11 protein-coding genes, 13 tRNA genes and 2 pseudogenes are annotated in these 14405 nt (G+C 40.5%); 19 read left to right on the top strand and 7 right to left on the bottom strand.

Features of this window, described 5'->3' with window-relative positions; all coding sequences use genetic code 11:
• Window positions 1-61 precede the first annotated feature (61 nt).
• From ACU5DF_RS17460 to pfkA, 3 genes are all read left to right on the top strand, one after another.
• Window positions 62-553: a CpxP family protein gene (locus tag ACU5DF_RS17460; RefSeq protein WP_045101063.1), complete on the top strand. Its 492-nt coding sequence runs from the start codon at window positions 62-64 to the stop codon at window positions 551-553.
• A gap of 160 nt (window positions 554-713) precedes the next feature.
• Window positions 714-1619, top strand: a complete 906-nt coding sequence (fieF, locus tag ACU5DF_RS17455; RefSeq protein WP_446713667.1) for a CDF family cation-efflux transporter FieF — start codon at window positions 714-716, stop codon at window positions 1617-1619.
• Between the two features lie 217 nt (window positions 1620-1836).
• Complete coding sequence (gene pfkA, locus ACU5DF_RS17450; RefSeq protein WP_122033786.1) at window positions 1837-2799, top strand: 6-phosphofructokinase; 963 nt, start codon at window positions 1837-1839, stop codon at window positions 2797-2799.
• Window positions 2800-2907: 108 nt separating this feature from the next.
• On the opposite strand, the gene epmB is transcribed toward pfkA, so the two are convergent.
• On the bottom strand, window positions 2908-3930 hold the full coding sequence (epmB, locus tag ACU5DF_RS17445) for an EF-P beta-lysylation protein EpmB (RefSeq protein ID WP_446713666.1): 1023 nt from the start codon (window positions 3928-3930) through the stop codon (window positions 2908-2910).
• A gap of 32 nt (window positions 3931-3962) precedes the next feature.
• Between epmB and efp the strand changes: the two genes are divergently transcribed.
• Window positions 3963-4529 (top strand): elongation factor P, encoded by a 567-nt coding sequence (efp, locus tag ACU5DF_RS17440; protein WP_045101067.1) that lies wholly within the window; start codon window positions 3963-3965, stop codon window positions 4527-4529.
• A 132-nt stretch (window positions 4530-4661) separates the two neighbouring features.
• On the opposite strand, the pseudogene frdD reads toward efp, so the two are convergent.
• The 4 genes and pseudogenes from frdD to frdA all read right to left on the bottom strand — a co-directional run bounded on the left by frdD (window position 4662) and on the right by frdA (window position 7978).
• Window positions 4662-5025: pseudogene (gene frdD / locus ACU5DF_RS17435) on the bottom strand (fumarate reductase subunit FrdD).
• Window positions 5026-5036: 11 nt separating this feature from the next.
• Window positions 5037-5420: a fumarate reductase subunit FrdC gene (frdC, locus tag ACU5DF_RS17430; protein ID WP_045101069.1), complete on the bottom strand. Its 384-nt coding sequence runs from the start codon at window positions 5418-5420 to the stop codon at window positions 5037-5039.
• A 2-nt stretch (window positions 5421-5422) separates the two neighbouring features.
• On the bottom strand, window positions 5423-6166 hold the full coding sequence (locus ACU5DF_RS17425) for a succinate dehydrogenase/fumarate reductase iron-sulfur subunit (RefSeq protein ID WP_045101070.1): 744 nt from the start codon (window positions 6164-6166) through the stop codon (window positions 5423-5425).
• Window positions 6166-7978, bottom strand: a pseudogene (frdA, locus tag ACU5DF_RS17420) (fumarate reductase (quinol) flavoprotein subunit). The gene ACU5DF_RS17425 and the pseudogene frdA overlap by 1 nt, the downstream one beginning before the upstream one ends.
• Window positions 7979-8385: 407 nt before the next feature.
• On the opposite strand from frdA, the gene epmA reads away from it, so the two are divergent.
• Window positions 8386-9360, top strand: a complete 975-nt coding sequence (gene epmA, locus ACU5DF_RS17415; RefSeq protein ID WP_446713665.1) for an elongation factor P--(R)-beta-lysine ligase — start codon at window positions 8386-8388, stop codon at window positions 9358-9360.
• Window positions 9361-9421: 61 nt separating this feature from the next.
• Here epmA and asd read toward each other — a convergent pair whose 3' ends face one another.
• Both asd and rsgA read right to left on the bottom strand, forming a co-directional pair.
• The gene (gene asd / locus ACU5DF_RS17410; protein ID WP_045101073.1) at window positions 9422-10285 is read right to left on the bottom strand and encodes an archaetidylserine decarboxylase; all 864 of its coding nucleotides are present in this window, start codon (window positions 10283-10285) and stop codon (window positions 9422-9424) included.
• A 57-nt stretch (window positions 10286-10342) separates the two neighbouring features.
• Window positions 10343-11398 carry a small ribosomal subunit biogenesis GTPase RsgA gene (gene rsgA, locus ACU5DF_RS17405; RefSeq protein WP_045101074.1) on the bottom strand — a complete coding sequence of 352 codons (1056 nt, stop codon included), beginning with the start codon at window positions 11396-11398 and terminating at the stop codon, window positions 10343-10345.
• A 98-nt stretch (window positions 11399-11496) separates the two neighbouring features.
• Between rsgA and orn the strand changes: the two genes are divergently transcribed.
• The 14 genes from orn to ACU5DF_RS17335 all read left to right on the top strand — a co-directional run bounded on the left by orn (window position 11497) and on the right by ACU5DF_RS17335 (window position 13840).
• Window positions 11497-12042, top strand: a complete 546-nt coding sequence (orn, locus tag ACU5DF_RS17400; RefSeq protein ID WP_045101075.1) for an oligoribonuclease — start codon at window positions 11497-11499, stop codon at window positions 12040-12042.
• A 135-nt stretch (window positions 12043-12177) separates the two neighbouring features.
• A tRNA-Gly gene (locus tag ACU5DF_RS17395) sits at window positions 12178-12253 on the top strand.
• Window positions 12254-12327: 74 nt separating this feature from the next.
• A tRNA-Met gene (locus ACU5DF_RS17390) sits at window positions 12328-12405 on the top strand.
• 33 nt (window positions 12406-12438) lie between these two features.
• Window positions 12439-12514: transfer RNA gene (locus tag ACU5DF_RS17385), tRNA-Gly, on the top strand.
• A gap of 82 nt (window positions 12515-12596) precedes the next feature.
• A tRNA-Met gene (locus ACU5DF_RS17380) sits at window positions 12597-12673 on the top strand.
• A 33-nt stretch (window positions 12674-12706) separates the two neighbouring features.
• A tRNA-Gly gene (locus ACU5DF_RS17375) sits at window positions 12707-12782 on the top strand.
• An 87-nt stretch (window positions 12783-12869) separates the two neighbouring features.
• A tRNA-Met gene (locus tag ACU5DF_RS17370) sits at window positions 12870-12946 on the top strand.
• A 34-nt stretch (window positions 12947-12980) separates the two neighbouring features.
• Window positions 12981-13056: transfer RNA gene (locus ACU5DF_RS17365), tRNA-Gly, on the top strand.
• Window positions 13057-13137: 81 nt separating this feature from the next.
• Window positions 13138-13215 (top strand) — tRNA-Met (locus tag ACU5DF_RS17360).
• A 33-nt stretch (window positions 13216-13248) separates the two neighbouring features.
• Window positions 13249-13324, top strand: a tRNA-Gly gene (locus ACU5DF_RS17355).
• Between the two features lie 60 nt (window positions 13325-13384).
• Window positions 13385-13461, top strand: a tRNA-Met gene (locus ACU5DF_RS17350).
• 33 nt (window positions 13462-13494) lie between these two features.
• Window positions 13495-13570 (top strand) — tRNA-Gly (locus ACU5DF_RS17345).
• A gap of 82 nt (window positions 13571-13652) precedes the next feature.
• Window positions 13653-13729 (top strand) — tRNA-Met (locus tag ACU5DF_RS17340).
• Between the two features lie 35 nt (window positions 13730-13764).
• Window positions 13765-13840: transfer RNA gene (locus ACU5DF_RS17335), tRNA-Gly, on the top strand.
• Window positions 13841-14405: the final 565 nt, after the last annotated feature.

Raw genomic sequence — 14405 nt, 5'->3', positions numbered from 1 at the left:
TACCAAGCAGCAACGAGCTGCTCTTGATGAAAAATGAATTTTCTGTAACGGAGATAACACAATGAACATGATGAAAAAAATGGTTTTAGGCGCAGTAATCCTTCCTCTTTCTTTAGCGTCAGCATCGGTATTTGCTGCGGGTGGTAAGGATCATCATGGTGGCATGCGTGGTGAAGGCATGGAAGGCGGCAAGTGTATGATGAAGGCTAATAAAAAAGCATTCAAAGCTCTTGATTTAACGGATGCTCAAGAAGATAAGTTTGATGAAATGCGTGATGCTCGTAAAGCGGAGCATAAAGCTAAAAAAGGCCAAAAACGTCAACCAACTGCTGAAATGAAAGCGGATCATGAAGCAATGCAAAACTTAATGTTAGCTGACAACTTTGATGAGCAAGCAGTGCGTGATTTAGCTGAAAAAATGTCAGAGCGTCAAATTGATCGTCGTGTTGAGATGATGAAAAAACGTCATGAAATGATGAATATCCTAACGCCTGAGCAAAAAGTAGAGTTTAAAGCGAACCAAGATAAATACATTGCAGATTGCGCTAAATAATCTTCAAAAAGTTTAATAAATTAAAGCGGGTCTTTATGAAAAATAAAGGCCCGTTTTTTTGTTCATGATTTTTTTGTTGTAAATATATTAATAAATGGAATAACGGTCATTGGATTAAGGCTTTATACTAAGAGTTGATTTTTAGGTGAATGGAAAAGAAATGACTCAACGATATGCCTCTTTAGTTACCACTGCTGCATGGCTTGCAACCATTGTTGCGACAATTTTAATGTTATTCAAATTAGGAACATGGTGGGTAACCGGCTCGGTAAGCTTACTGGCTTCATTGGTTGATTCTTTACTTGATATGGGCGCGTCGATTACTAATTTATTGGTTGTTCGTTATGCTTTGCAACCTGCCGATGAAGAGCACAGTTTTGGGCATGGTAAAGCTGAATCTTTAGCTGCTTTAGCTCAGGCGATGTTTATTTCGGGATCGGCTTGTTTCTTATTATTGAATGGTGTTGAACGTTTCTTTCGTCCTCAAGATGTAGTTGCACCTGAACTGGGCGTTTATGTCAGTGGGTTTGCCATTGTTCTCACCTTTGGCCTTGTTATGTTTCAGCAATTGGTGGTTAAACAAACCGGAAGCCAAGCGATTGCCGCAGACTCATTACATTATAAAACCGATCTATTTATGAATGCCGCTATTATGTTAGCACTTGCGTTAAGCTGGTATGGATGGCATCAAGCAGATGCTATTTTTGCTTTAGTCATTGGCGTTTATATTTTAATTAGTGCCTTTAAGATGGCCTACGAAGCAATTCAATTATTATTAGATAGGCAGCTACCAAAAGAAGAGTTAGAGCAGATTAGAGAAGCCTGTTGTCGAGTAGATGGAGTGCAAGGGATACATGATTTACGAACTCGTCTTGCTGGACCTACACGATTTATTCAGTTGCATTTAGAGCTGCCAGATCAAATGCCATTGGTTGAAGCGCATCGAATTGCTGACAAAGTAGAAGATGAACTTTTAACAGTTTTCCCACATTCTGATATTATTATTCATCAAGACCCGCTTTCAGTTGTGCTAGACTCAGACAGAGAGCAAACTCAGTACCAGTAAGAATTAGTAGTATTATTAGCAATTATTGTTTTTTCGTAACAGAAAAATGAAATAGTCGTGATTGATTCTGATGTGAATCAACGAACTTTTTCAGTAAAATGGTAATACTCTTACATAAGAAAAAAAATTACAGATTATTAATGGTGAGAAGATTAGGGAGTCTGCTTGCTGTATTAGAAATTGAAATTGAAATTCCCAACCATATTAGAGGGTAACCATGGTCAAGAAGATTGGTGTTTTAACAAGTGGTGGCGATGCGCCAGGTATGAATGCGGCAGTTCGTGGTGTTGTTCGTACAGCATTAACCGAAGGCCTAGAAGTATTTGGTATTCATGATGGCTACTTAGGTCTTGTTGAAGATCGTATCGAGAAGTTAGAGCGCCATAGCGTATCTGATATGATCAACCGCGGTGGCACATTCTTAGGTTCAGCTCGTTTTCCTGAATTTAAAGAAGTTGCTGTTCGTGAAAAAGCGATTGAAAACCTTAAGAAACACGACATCGATGCGTTAATCGTTATCGGTGGTGACGGTTCTTACATGGGCGCTAAGAAGCTAACTGAAATGGGTTACCCATGTATCGGTCTTCCAGGTACGATCGATAATGATATCGCAGGTACTGATTACACTATCGGTTACTTAACGGCATTAAACACAGTTATTGATGCAATTGACCGTTTACGTGATACATCGTCTTCTCACCAACGAATCTCAATTGTAGAAGTTATGGGCCGCCACTGTGGTGATCTAACATTAATGGCTGCAATTGCAGGTGGCTGTGAGTACGTAATTACTCCAGAGACTGGCTTAAACAAAGAAGCACTGATTCAGAATATTCAAGATGGTATTGCGAAAGGTAAGAAACACGCAATTATCGCGATTACTGAGTTAATGACAGATACAAACGCATTAGCAAAAGAGATCGAAGCTGAAACAGGTCGTGAGACTCGTGCGACAGTTCTGGGTCACATTCAGCGTGGTGGTCAACCTGGTGCATTTGACCGTATCTTAGCCTCTCGTATGGGTAACTACGGTGTTAAATTGCTTGTTGAGGGCCATGGTGGTCGTTGTGTTGGTATCCAAAATGAACAACTTGTTCACCACGATATCATCGATGCAATCGAAAACATGCGTCGTCCTGAGAAGCTAGAACTTTATAAAGTAGCGGAAGAGTTATTCTAATTTAGAATAAGGTTAATGCTATAAAAGAAAACCGAAGTTTAGGCTTCGGTGTTTTTTATGTTTGAAAAATGATGTGTTTTAACTCATTTATAAATTGGTATCACTTCTTTATTCTAAATAGAGGTCGAGTGGGGTTTTGCTTTTTCTTCCTCCCACCTCTCGCGCTAAAGTAGGCACTAGATAGCCTGAAACGTTTTCAATTAACTCTCCCATTAATCGCTTTGCTTCTTTATCAGAGACAAAGAAATGAGCCGCCCCTTGCACCTTATCTAACACATGAAGGTAATAAGGCAGAATACCTGCATCGAACAATGCCTCACTTAAATCAGTGAGAGCCTTTGTTGTATCATTGACGTCTTTAAGTAATACACTTTGATTTAATAGAGTGACGTTTGACTGTTTTAACAGGATCATTTTATTTGTTAGCTCAGAATTAATTTCATTTGCATGGTTAATATGAGTAACCAAAATTACCTGAAGTCTTGTCTTTGCAAATAAATTGCATAATGTATTAGTAATACGCTTGGGTATTACGACAGGTAGACGAGAATGAATACGTAGCCGTTTAATATGTGAAATGGCTTCAATTTGTTTTATTAACCATTCAATTTCGTGATCTTTTGCCATTAATGGATCACCCCCAGAAAGAATCACTTCATTCAGTTCTGGATGCTCAGCAATATAATCAATGGATTTTTGCCAAACCGATTTACTGCCTTTGTTGTCTTGATAGGGGAAGTGACGACGGAAACAATAACGACAATTTACAGCGCAGCCTCCTTTCAATATTAGCAAAACACGGTTTTTGTATTTATGCAGTAATCCAGGCTGTTCGTTGTCTTGCTCATCGAGAGGATCGTTCGAATATCCGTCATGTACTTCGAATTCTTGATCTAAAGGCAATACTTGACGTAATAAAGGATCAAAAGGGTTGCCAAACTCCATTCGATCGACAAAACTTGTCGGCACACGTAACGCAAATAACTTTTTCGCTTCTAATCCTTTCTCCCACGGAGAGCTATCAATCCCTAGAGTTGAAAGCAGTTGATGAGGATCTGAGGTCGCATTTGAGATCTCTTTGAGCCAGTTTTGCTCAACAGGAGCGTCATTTCGGGTTATTATGTGTGACATTATTTATAACTCAACGATGTTAAGAGGAAATCATGGCGTCAGTAAGTACCAATGAATTCAAAGGCGGTTTGAAATTTATGTTTGATAACGAGCCATGCTCAATTATCGACAATGAATATGTTAAACCTGGTAAAGGCCAAGCATTCAACCGTGTAAAACTTCGCAAATTGCTTTCTGGTAAAACACTAGAAAAAACATTTAAATCAGGTGAAAGCTTTGAGCTTGCTGATGTTGTCGATGTAGAACTTGACTACTTGTACAATGATGGCGAATTCTTCCATTTCATGAACAGCGTAAGCTTTGAGCAAATCGCTGCTGATGTTAAATCGGTTGGTGACACGGCTAAATGGTTAATAGAAAACAACACTTGTACAGTGACTCTTTGGAATGATAATCCAATTACAGTGACACCGCCAAACTTTGTTGAGATTGAAGTGACTGAAACAGACCCAGGTCTGAAAGGTGATACTCAAGGTACTGGTGGTAAACCAGCAACATTAGCAACAGGCGCTGTTGTTCGTGTTCCACTATTTATCGCTATCGGTGAAGTAGTGAAAGTAGACACTCGTACGGGTGAATACGTAGGTCGTGTTAAGTAATATCAATTATTATTGATATTTACACGTCAAAGAAAAGGTCACTTCGGTGGCCTTTTTTATTAGGTTATTTATATTGTAGATATAAAAAAGGTTGGCATCATAGCCAACCTTTTTTATTGCTTCAGCTTTAGATTAGATCATAAAGATGAATACAACAGAAAGAGCAGTAAAGATTGCTGCTGTTGTGTAACAAGCAATTTTACCAGCTGTTCCGATGTGGAATTTTAGGTCGTGCATGCCGTGATGTAGGCGGTGCATCGCATGCCACATTGGCATAGAGATAGAACCGATAACAAATAACGCACCAATGATGCTAGTAACCAAAGCCAGCAACACGTAGGTAATTCATTGATTCAGCACCAATCACACCTAGTGGAACTAAGATACCAAGAACTAAGATCGTTACTGGTGTTAGCATTGCAAACCAAGTGCCACCAGCACCGAATAAGCCCCACCATACAGGTTCGTCAGAACGCTTTGGATTACGATTTACCACAATGACTCTCCTTAAACGATAACCAGTACAAGTAATGTAATTGCTGCAACAGCAGCCCACTGTGCAAGTACAACTACTTTTTTATCCAGTGTTTTACCACTGATACGAATAGGCATTACTTGCGGCATCATGCTAAAGAAAGTTTGAGCATGGAATAAGCTACCCGCTAAAGCAACAATGTTCAAAGCAACCACAATAGGGTTTGCCATGAAATCTAGCCAAGAAGCCCAAGCTAAAGGACCTTTTACTAAACTACCTAAACCAACAAGTAAGCAAATAGTAAAGAAAATTAGCGGTAAAATTGTCGCTTCACGAACCATGTAAAAACGGTAGAAAGGGTGATCTTTCCACCAAGTACGTGTCATTTCGCGAACGTAAGGTTTACGGTTGCTCATCCTTATGCCTCCTGAGGTTTAAGCATTGCGATAACAAAGTCTTGAGACGATGCGATCTTACCTTGGTTAACTGCTGCTGCAGGGTCAACGTGTTTTGGACATACTTCAGAACAGTAACCAACAAACGTACAGCCCCATGCGCCATTGTCGCCATTGATAAGCTTCATACGTTCAGCAGAACCATTATCACGGCTATCAAGGTTGTAACGGTGTGCAAGAGTCAGTGCTGCAGGACCGATAAATTCAGGGTTTAAGCCGAATTGAGGACAGGCTGCGTAACATAGGCCACAGTTGATACAACCAGCGAACTGTTTGTATTTAGCCATTTGCTCTGGAGTTTGGGTGTTAGGGCCTTGCTCTGGAGTGCGATCGTTACCAAGAATGTAAGGTTTGATTGCTTCTAAACGCTCGATGAACGGCGTCATATCAACAATCAAATCTTTCTCGATAGGGAAGTTCGCTAATGGTTCCAGTGTTAAGCCATTTGGGTAATCACGTAAGAATGCTTTACATGCAAGCTTTGGTACGTTGTTTACCATCATGCCACAAGAACCACAGATCGCCATACGACAAGACCAACGGTAAGATAGGTTTTTGTCTAGGTTATCTTTGATGTAACCAATTGCATCAAGTACAGAGGTTGTATCATCACAAGGTACGTCAAATGCTTGTAGATAAGGTTTCTCATCTACCATTGGGTCGTAACGCATAATGTTTACTTTTTGGACTCTATTGCCAGCTGTCATTATGCTTTCTCCTCTGCGTTTTTCGCCGCTTCAGCTTCTGCCGCTGCTGCTTTTTCTGCCGCTTCACCATATAGGCGAGCTTTTGGTTGAGATTTAGTGATGGTTACATCGCTGTATTTAATCGTCGGTGCTGCATCTTTGTTGTAGTACGCTAATGAGTGTTTTAGGAAGTTCACATCATCACGTTCAGTACAACCTTCATCTAGACGTTGGTGTGCACCACGAGACTCTTTACGCAGAATTGCAGAATGAGCCATTGTTTCAGCTACTTCAAGACCGTAACCAATTTCGATAGCGTACAATAGGTCTGTGTTGAACACTTTACCTTTGTCTTTGATGCTGATGTTTTTGTAGCGCTTTTTCAGCTCAGCCAGTTTATCAACCGTATCTTGCATCTCGTGCTCTTTACGGTAAATACCACAGCCAGCTTCCATTGAGTGACCCATTTCAGTACGGATGTCAGCCCAGTTTTCATCGCCTTCTTGAGCTAGTAGTGCATCAATACGACCTTGAACTTCTTCAATCTGTGTTTGGATAGCGTTGTCATTCCAAACTGTGAATTCAGCGGCACGTTCAGCGGCTTTTTCACCTGCAAGGCGACCAAATACAACTAACTCAGCAAGTGAGTTTGAACCTAGACGGTTTGCACCGTGAAGACCAACAGAAGAACATTCACCAACAGCAAGATAGACCTTTGATGTTTGTTTCGTTGTTCTTATCCGTTTCAATACCACCCATGGTGTAGTGAACAGTAGGACGAATTGGAATTGGCTCTTTTGCAGGGTCAACGTTAACGTAGGCTTTTGATAGCTCACAGATAAACGGTAGACGCTCATTTAGGTACTCTTCACCTAGGTGACGAAGATCCAAATGCACTACATCACCAAGAGGGTGCTTGATAGTGTTGCCTTTTTGCTGCTCATGCCAGAACGCTTGAGAAACTTTGTCACGAGGACCTAGTTCCATGTATTTGTTCTTTGGCTCACCGATAGGAGTTTCTGGACCCATACCGTAATCTTGTAGGTAACGGTAACCATTTTTATTTACCATGATACCGCCTTCACCACGACAACCTTCAGTCATCAAGATGCCAGTACCTGGTAAACCTGTTGGGTGATATTGTACGAATTCCATATCACGCAGAGGTACACCGTGACGGAATGCCATTGCCATACCATCACCAGTAACGATACCGCCATTGGTATTACAGTGGTAAACACGACCTGCGCCACCCGTTGCAAGTACAACTGATTTTGCTTTAATACAGATAAGTTCGCCTTCAGCCATATGAATAGCAATCAGACCTTGAACTTGACCATCTTCAACTAAAATATCAACAACAAAATACTCGTCGTAACGATTGATTTGAGGGTACTTCATTGAAGTTTGGAATAGAGTATGAAGCATGTGGAAGCCCGTTTTATCGGCAGCAAACCACGTACGTTCAACTTTCATACCACCAAAACGGCGAACATTCACTTCGCCATTTTCTTTACGGCTCCAAGGACAACCCCATTGTTCTAGTTGAGTCATCTCGCGGTATGCATTTTTTACAAAGTATTCAACAACATCCTGTTCACACAGCCAATCACCACCGCCAACAGTATCGTTGAAGTGATTGTCTAGTGTATCTTCTTCCTTGGTCACGGCAGCGGAACCACCTTCTGCAGCCACTGTATGTGAACGCATTGGGTATACTTTTGAAATCAGAGCAATTTCTAGCTCTGGGTTAGCTTCTGCAGCTGCAATGGCTGTACGTAGGCCTGCACCGCCCGCGCCGATTACTGCGATATCTGTGGTTATAGTTTTCACAGTTATCCTCCGGGATAAAAGATAAAAAATTAAACTAATCACTTGATTGTGACTAATTATGAGAATCTAGCCTGCTCATATGACAAAAAAGAGCAAATAGTAACTGAAAAATTCTGTTACCTATTCTATGTGAGCTTTTGTAATAAAAATTGATATGGATAAAGTTTTGTAGAGCAAGTACCACTAATGGGGCAGTTTATTGCGGATAGTGTGATCTCTATCAACTAGTTAAAGCTGTTAATATTCTCTACTATTTGTATGTAAGTTGTTGCTTTATATATGATAATGATTCTTATCGGACCTGTATCCCTTTGATGGTTAAGGGTATTTTTGAAGTTAAAAAATAGGTAACCTTAAAATGGGTTATCAGGTATTATTTTGGATAAGTTTTTCTAATGTGTAAAATTATGACTAGTCAATATTGGATGCCTAGCGCATCAATTGAACAATTACAGCAACGCGCTGATATTCTTGCTTCGATTCGTTTGTTTTTTTCTGAGCGAAAAGTGATGGAAGTAGATACACCAGCGATGAGTCATGCGACTGTGACGGACGTGCATCTTCATACTTTCCAAACGGATTTTGTTGGACCGGGTTATGCTGATGGTGCTCATTTGTATTTTATGACCAGTCCCGAGTTTCATATGAAGCGATTATTGGCGGCTGGAAGTGGTGCGATTTACCAAATTAATAAGGCATTTCGTAATGAAGAAGCAGGGCGTTTTCATAACCCTGAATTTACGATGTTGGAATGGTATCGACCAAGCTTCGATCATCATCAATTGATGGATGAAATGAATGAACTGCTGATACTAGTGCTACAGTGTGGTGATTCCGAGAGAATGACATATCAAGACGCGTTTATTAAGGTGCTTGGTATTTGTCCATTAGAGGCTTCTATGGATGAATTAAGAGCGGTTGCAGCTCCGTTGGGGCTATCAGATATAGCGGACATCGAAGAAGATAGAGATACATTACTGCAATTGTTATTCAGTATGGGTGTAGAAGAGAAGATTGGTTTAGACGTTCCTGCTTTTGTTTATGATTTTCCAGCGTCTCAAGCAGCTCTTGCTAAGATTAATCCGACGGACTCGCGAGTAGCTGAGCGTTTTGAGGTGTACTTTAAAGGTATTGAGCTAGCGAACGGCTTTCATGAGTTAGATAATGCCAAGGAACAACTTGCCCGTTTTGAAGAAGACAATGCGAAACGTAAGTCAATGGGCTTAATTGAACAGCCTATCGATTATCATTTGATTGCGGCATTAGAAGCTGGTTTTCCTGATTGTGCGGGCGTTGCTCTCGGTATTGACCGTTTGATCATGTTGGCAATGGGAGAAAAGCACATCGATCAAGTTATGGCTTTTCCTTTTGATAGAGCTTAGCAATAACTAAAAAAATAGCGAACACAAGGTTCGCTATTTAATGATTTCTTAATGGAATTAATTATTTTGCGATATGAGCAAATGGAGTACCCATTCGAGTTGGAGCTCCGTTTTCCATTGAGGCATCAAACTTCACTGAGTTTGGTGCAAATAGGTTAATAACGGTTGAGCCTAATTTAAAACGACCCATTTCTTCGCCTTTCTTAAAGCAAATCATATCATCGCCAGAAAGTGGGTAATGCCACGTTTTAACCGCAGGGCCAGTAGGTGGAGTCACCGTATCAGCCCATGTAGTTTCAATACTACCAACGATAGTTGCACCAACAAGAACTTGAGCCATTGGGCCAAATTCAGTATCAAAAATACAGACAACACGTTCATTACGAGCGAATAGATTTGGTACGTTTTCTGCAGTTAATGGATTTACAGAGAAGAGGTCGCCAGGAACGTAAATCATTTTACGTAATGTCGCATCGCATGGCATGTGAACTCGATGATAATCACGTGGTGATAAATACAGAGTAGCAAATTCGCCGCCCATGAATTCATCAGCTAATTCAGCATCGCCACCAAGTAACTCTTGAGCAGAATATACATGACCTTTAGCTTGAACTAGTTGACCATCAGTAATTGGACCAAATTGACTTACGCAAGCATCCGCGGGATGGGAGATCACATTATCATTGTCATCAATTGGGCGTGCGCCATCTTCTAATTCACGAACAAAGAAGTTGTTGAATGTAGAATATGCTGCAGGATCTGGGTTTTTAGCTTCGCTCATTTCAACTTTATATTGTTTGATGAACCACTTTATTACCGCTGTTGTTAACCAACCCATTTTTGCTGATGCTAATTTGCCAGCCAAACGAGTAAGTGCATGTTTTGGGGTTAAATATTGTAACCCAATTTTTAAATTATCTGACACGTTCTTTGCCTACTAGTTATCAATAATAGTGGATATTACCACATCTTTACTTTGTTATTAATCGGCTTTTCTGCTGCGAGAAAATTGGCGATTAGCCTTATTCTCTGACATGCTTTCAATGATTCGATGGTAGCTATCAAAACGAAGTTTGGCAATTTTACCATTCGATACGGCTTCTTGAAGGATACAACCAGGATCATCTTTATGTGTACAATCTCTAAATTTACAGCCGCCGATGAAGTCTTTAAACTCGACAAATGACTCAGTAACTTCTTCTTTTTCTAAATGCCATAGACCAAACTCACGAACACCAGGAGAATCAATAAGATCGCCACCGTGAGGGAAGTGGTATAAACGGGCGGCAGTTGTGGTGTGCTGACCAAGACCTGAGTTTTCAGATACTGCACCTTCCATAATTTCAAGCTCAGGCATCAATGCATTTACTAAGCTTGATTTACCTACGCCAGATTGACCAACAAAGATATTGATATGATCTTTTAACTCAGCTTCTAATTCTTCGATGCCATAACCTGATTCTTTACTGACAAATTTTACCTTATAGCCAATATCTTCATATAGACTTAAAATTTGTCTAACATCGATAAATTCTTTGTCTGATAACAAATCGACTTTGTTTAATACGATTAATGGTTTTATCTGTAAAGTCTCTGAGGCAATAAGATAGCGGTCAATAATGTTCAGTGACAGTTCTGGAAGGATAGATGAGACGATGACCATTTGATCAACGTTGGCTGCAACCGGTTTAATGCCATCGTAATAATCAGGTCGAGTTAACATTGATGTTCGTGGTTGAACTGCTTCCACAACACCAGATATACCTGCAAGTACTTCTGTACCTGGACGCCAAATAACACGATCACCAGATACTAAGCTTTCAATACCTCGACGTAAGTTACAGCGATGTATTTCTTTGCTCTCTGGATCTTCGATATCCGCATGTTGACCAAAGCGAGTAATTACTAACCCTTCTTTAGCAGCTTCTAATGAGGATTCATCCCACTCAACGGTGGTCTTTATTTTTTCTATACGTTTATTTTGATTAGAACGTACTCGGCGAACTTGGCCTTTAGTTAACTTTGTCTTTTTTGCCACGAAATGATTTCACTTGTAGGTTGGCTTTCAGTTTTATGTTGAAAGATAAATCGGCCCGAGTATCATACCCTTTTTAGTTACAAAATAGGCAACTCTCTATGGCAATTAATGATCAAAACCTGATTTGGGTTGATTTGGAGATGACAGGATTGGATCCTGAAACTCATAAAATCATCGAAATCGCATCCATTGTAACTGATGCTCAGCTAAATATTTTAGCAGAAGGGCCTGTTATTGCTATTCATCAGTCAGAAGAAGAGTTGGCTAAGATGGATGATTGGTGTACAAATACACATACCAATAGTGGACTGGTCGCTCGTGTACAAGTGAGTGAACATACTGAAACGACCGCGATAGAAGAGACAATCGCTTTTCTTGAAAAGTGGGTACCAAAAGGTATTTCCCCAATTTGTGGTAATAGCATTGGTCAAGATCGTCGCTTCTTATATAAGCATATGCCGACATTAGAAGAGTATTTTCACTATCGTTGTGTTGATGTGAGTACAATTAAAGAGCTGACTCGTCGTTGGAAACCGGAAGTACTTGATGGTTTTGAAAAAACAGGAACACATTTAGCATTGGATGATATTAGAGAATCCATTGCTGAATTACAGTATTACCGTAAAAACATATTCACAATTTAATAAATTTGATTATTTGTTGAGCGAAAGCTGCGGATTTTAAAGAATTTTCGTTTTTTTTTCAAAATCCGCTTGCATCATCACGTTTTACTCGTATAATTCGCAGCCTCTGAACGAGGAGCTACTCCTTATCAGAATGCGACACTAGCTCAGCTGGTAGAGCGCAACCTTGCCAAGGTTGAGGTCACGAGTTCGAGCCTCGTGTGTCGCTCCAAAAAATTAAAACGTATTGTTCAATGTAATTGAATGATAGGATAAAGTTTCATTGTACTTAACAATGCATCCGGACGCGGGATGGAGCAGTTTGGTAGCTTCGTCGGGCTCATAACCCGAAGGTCGTAGGTTCAAATCCTGCTCCCGCAACCACATTTAGATTGAATGCTTTATAGCGTTGATCATGCGACACTAGCTCAGCTGGTAGAGCGCAACCTTGCCAAGGTTGAGGTCACGAGTTCGAGCCTCGTGTGTCGCTCCAATTTCTTTTTAGTACTTAATGAAGTACTTCTCGAAAATTGAAATTGGTTTATAGTTTCATTGTCTTAAACAATGCATCCGGACGCGGGATGGAGCAGTTTGGTAGCTCGTCGGGCTCATAACCCGAAGGTCGTAGGTTCAAATCCTGCTCCCGCAACCACATTTAGATTGAATGCTTTATAGCGTTGATCATGCGACACTAGCTCAGCTGGTAGAGCGCAACCTTGCCAAGGTTGAGGTCACGAGTTCGAGCCTCGTGTGTCGCTCCATTTTCTCTTTAAGAGCCTTATAGGTTCTTCTCGAAAAGAGATATTGGATAATAAGTTCCCATTGTACTTTGAACAATGGCATCCGGACGCGGGATGGAGCAGTTTGGTAGCTCGTCGGGCTCATAACCCGAAGGTCGTAGGTTCAAATCCTGCTCCCGCAACCACATTTAGATTGAATGCTTTTATAGCGTTGATCATGCGACACTAGCTCAGCTGGTAGAGCGCAACCTTGCCAAGGTTGAGGTCACGAGTTCGAGCCTCGTGTGTCGCTCCAATTTCTTTTTAGTACTTAATGAAGTACTTCTGAAAATTGAAATTGGTTTATAGTTTCATTGTCTTAAACAATGCATCCGGACGCGGGATGGAGCAGTTTGGTAGCTCGTCGGGCTCATAACCCGAAGGTCGTAGGTTCAAATCCTGGCTCCCGCAACCACATTTAGATTGAATGCTTTATAGCGTTGATCATGCGACACTAGCTCAGCTGGTAGAGCGCAACCTTGCCAAGGTTGAGGTCACGAGTTCGAGCCTCGTGTGTCGCTCCATTTTCTCTCTTGAAGAGTAAGATGGTTTATAGTCTCATTGTCTTAAACAATGCATCCGGACGCGGGATGGAGCAGTTTGGTAGCTCGTCGGGCTCATAACCCGAAGGTCGTAGGTTCAAATCCTGCTCCCGCAACCACATTTAGATTGAATGCTTTATAGCGTTGATCATGCGACACTAGCTCAGCTGGTAGAGCGCAACCTTGCCAAGGTTGAGGTCACGAGTTCGAGCCTCGTGTGTCGCTCCAATTTCTTTTTAGTACTTAATGAAGTACTTCTCGAAAATTGAAATTGGTTTATAGTCTCATTGTCTTAAACAATGCATCCGGACGCGGGATGGAGCAGTTTGGTAGCTCGTCGGGCTCATAACCCGAAGGTCGTAGGTTCAAATCCTGCTCCCGCAACCACATTTAGATTGAATGCTTTAATAAGCGTTGATCATGCGACACTAGCTCAGCTGGTAGAGCGCAACCTTGCCAAGGTTGAGGTCACGAGTTCGAGCCTCGTGTGTCGCTCCAAACAAAATAAAAGCGCTGAATTATATTCAGCGCTTTTATTTTCTTTAAAATTAATGCTGTGAAGCATTAACCCCACGTAAAAATCCTGTTCTTTAGAATATTCTGATTCATACCTAATCAACGAATCAAACAGTCTATTATATATCTGTATTTATTGTATTTTTTAACGAAATATAACAGCAGAGGGTTAGTTATATCTATTAATTACCATATAACTAACACACTTATCCACACCGATATAATTGTGGATAACTCTGTTAGTTATTTAATATTGACAGAATAAAAAAAGTAAGTAATAAAGATCTTATTGGTATTTATAGATCGAAAAAAAACACATTAGCTATATCTTGTTGATATTTATGTTCTTTTATTAGCCTATGCATTTTTTTTAATGATTTAAAAGATCTTTTTGCTTGACTTCTTTGATCCTGGTCATATTCCCGTCTTGTGTTTAACTTTTCTATTTTTTGTATTGTTTACCCTTCAAAATAATGTTTTCCACATTCTTAATAGCTAAATATGCCTGTGGTTAATTTATCTGACTATTTCTAATCGTAGTGCCGCT

Source organism: Aliivibrio wodanis (assembly GCF_052920805.1).
Note: the sequence above shows the minus strand (reverse complement) of the source record. Positions and strands in the feature narration are given on the sequence as shown.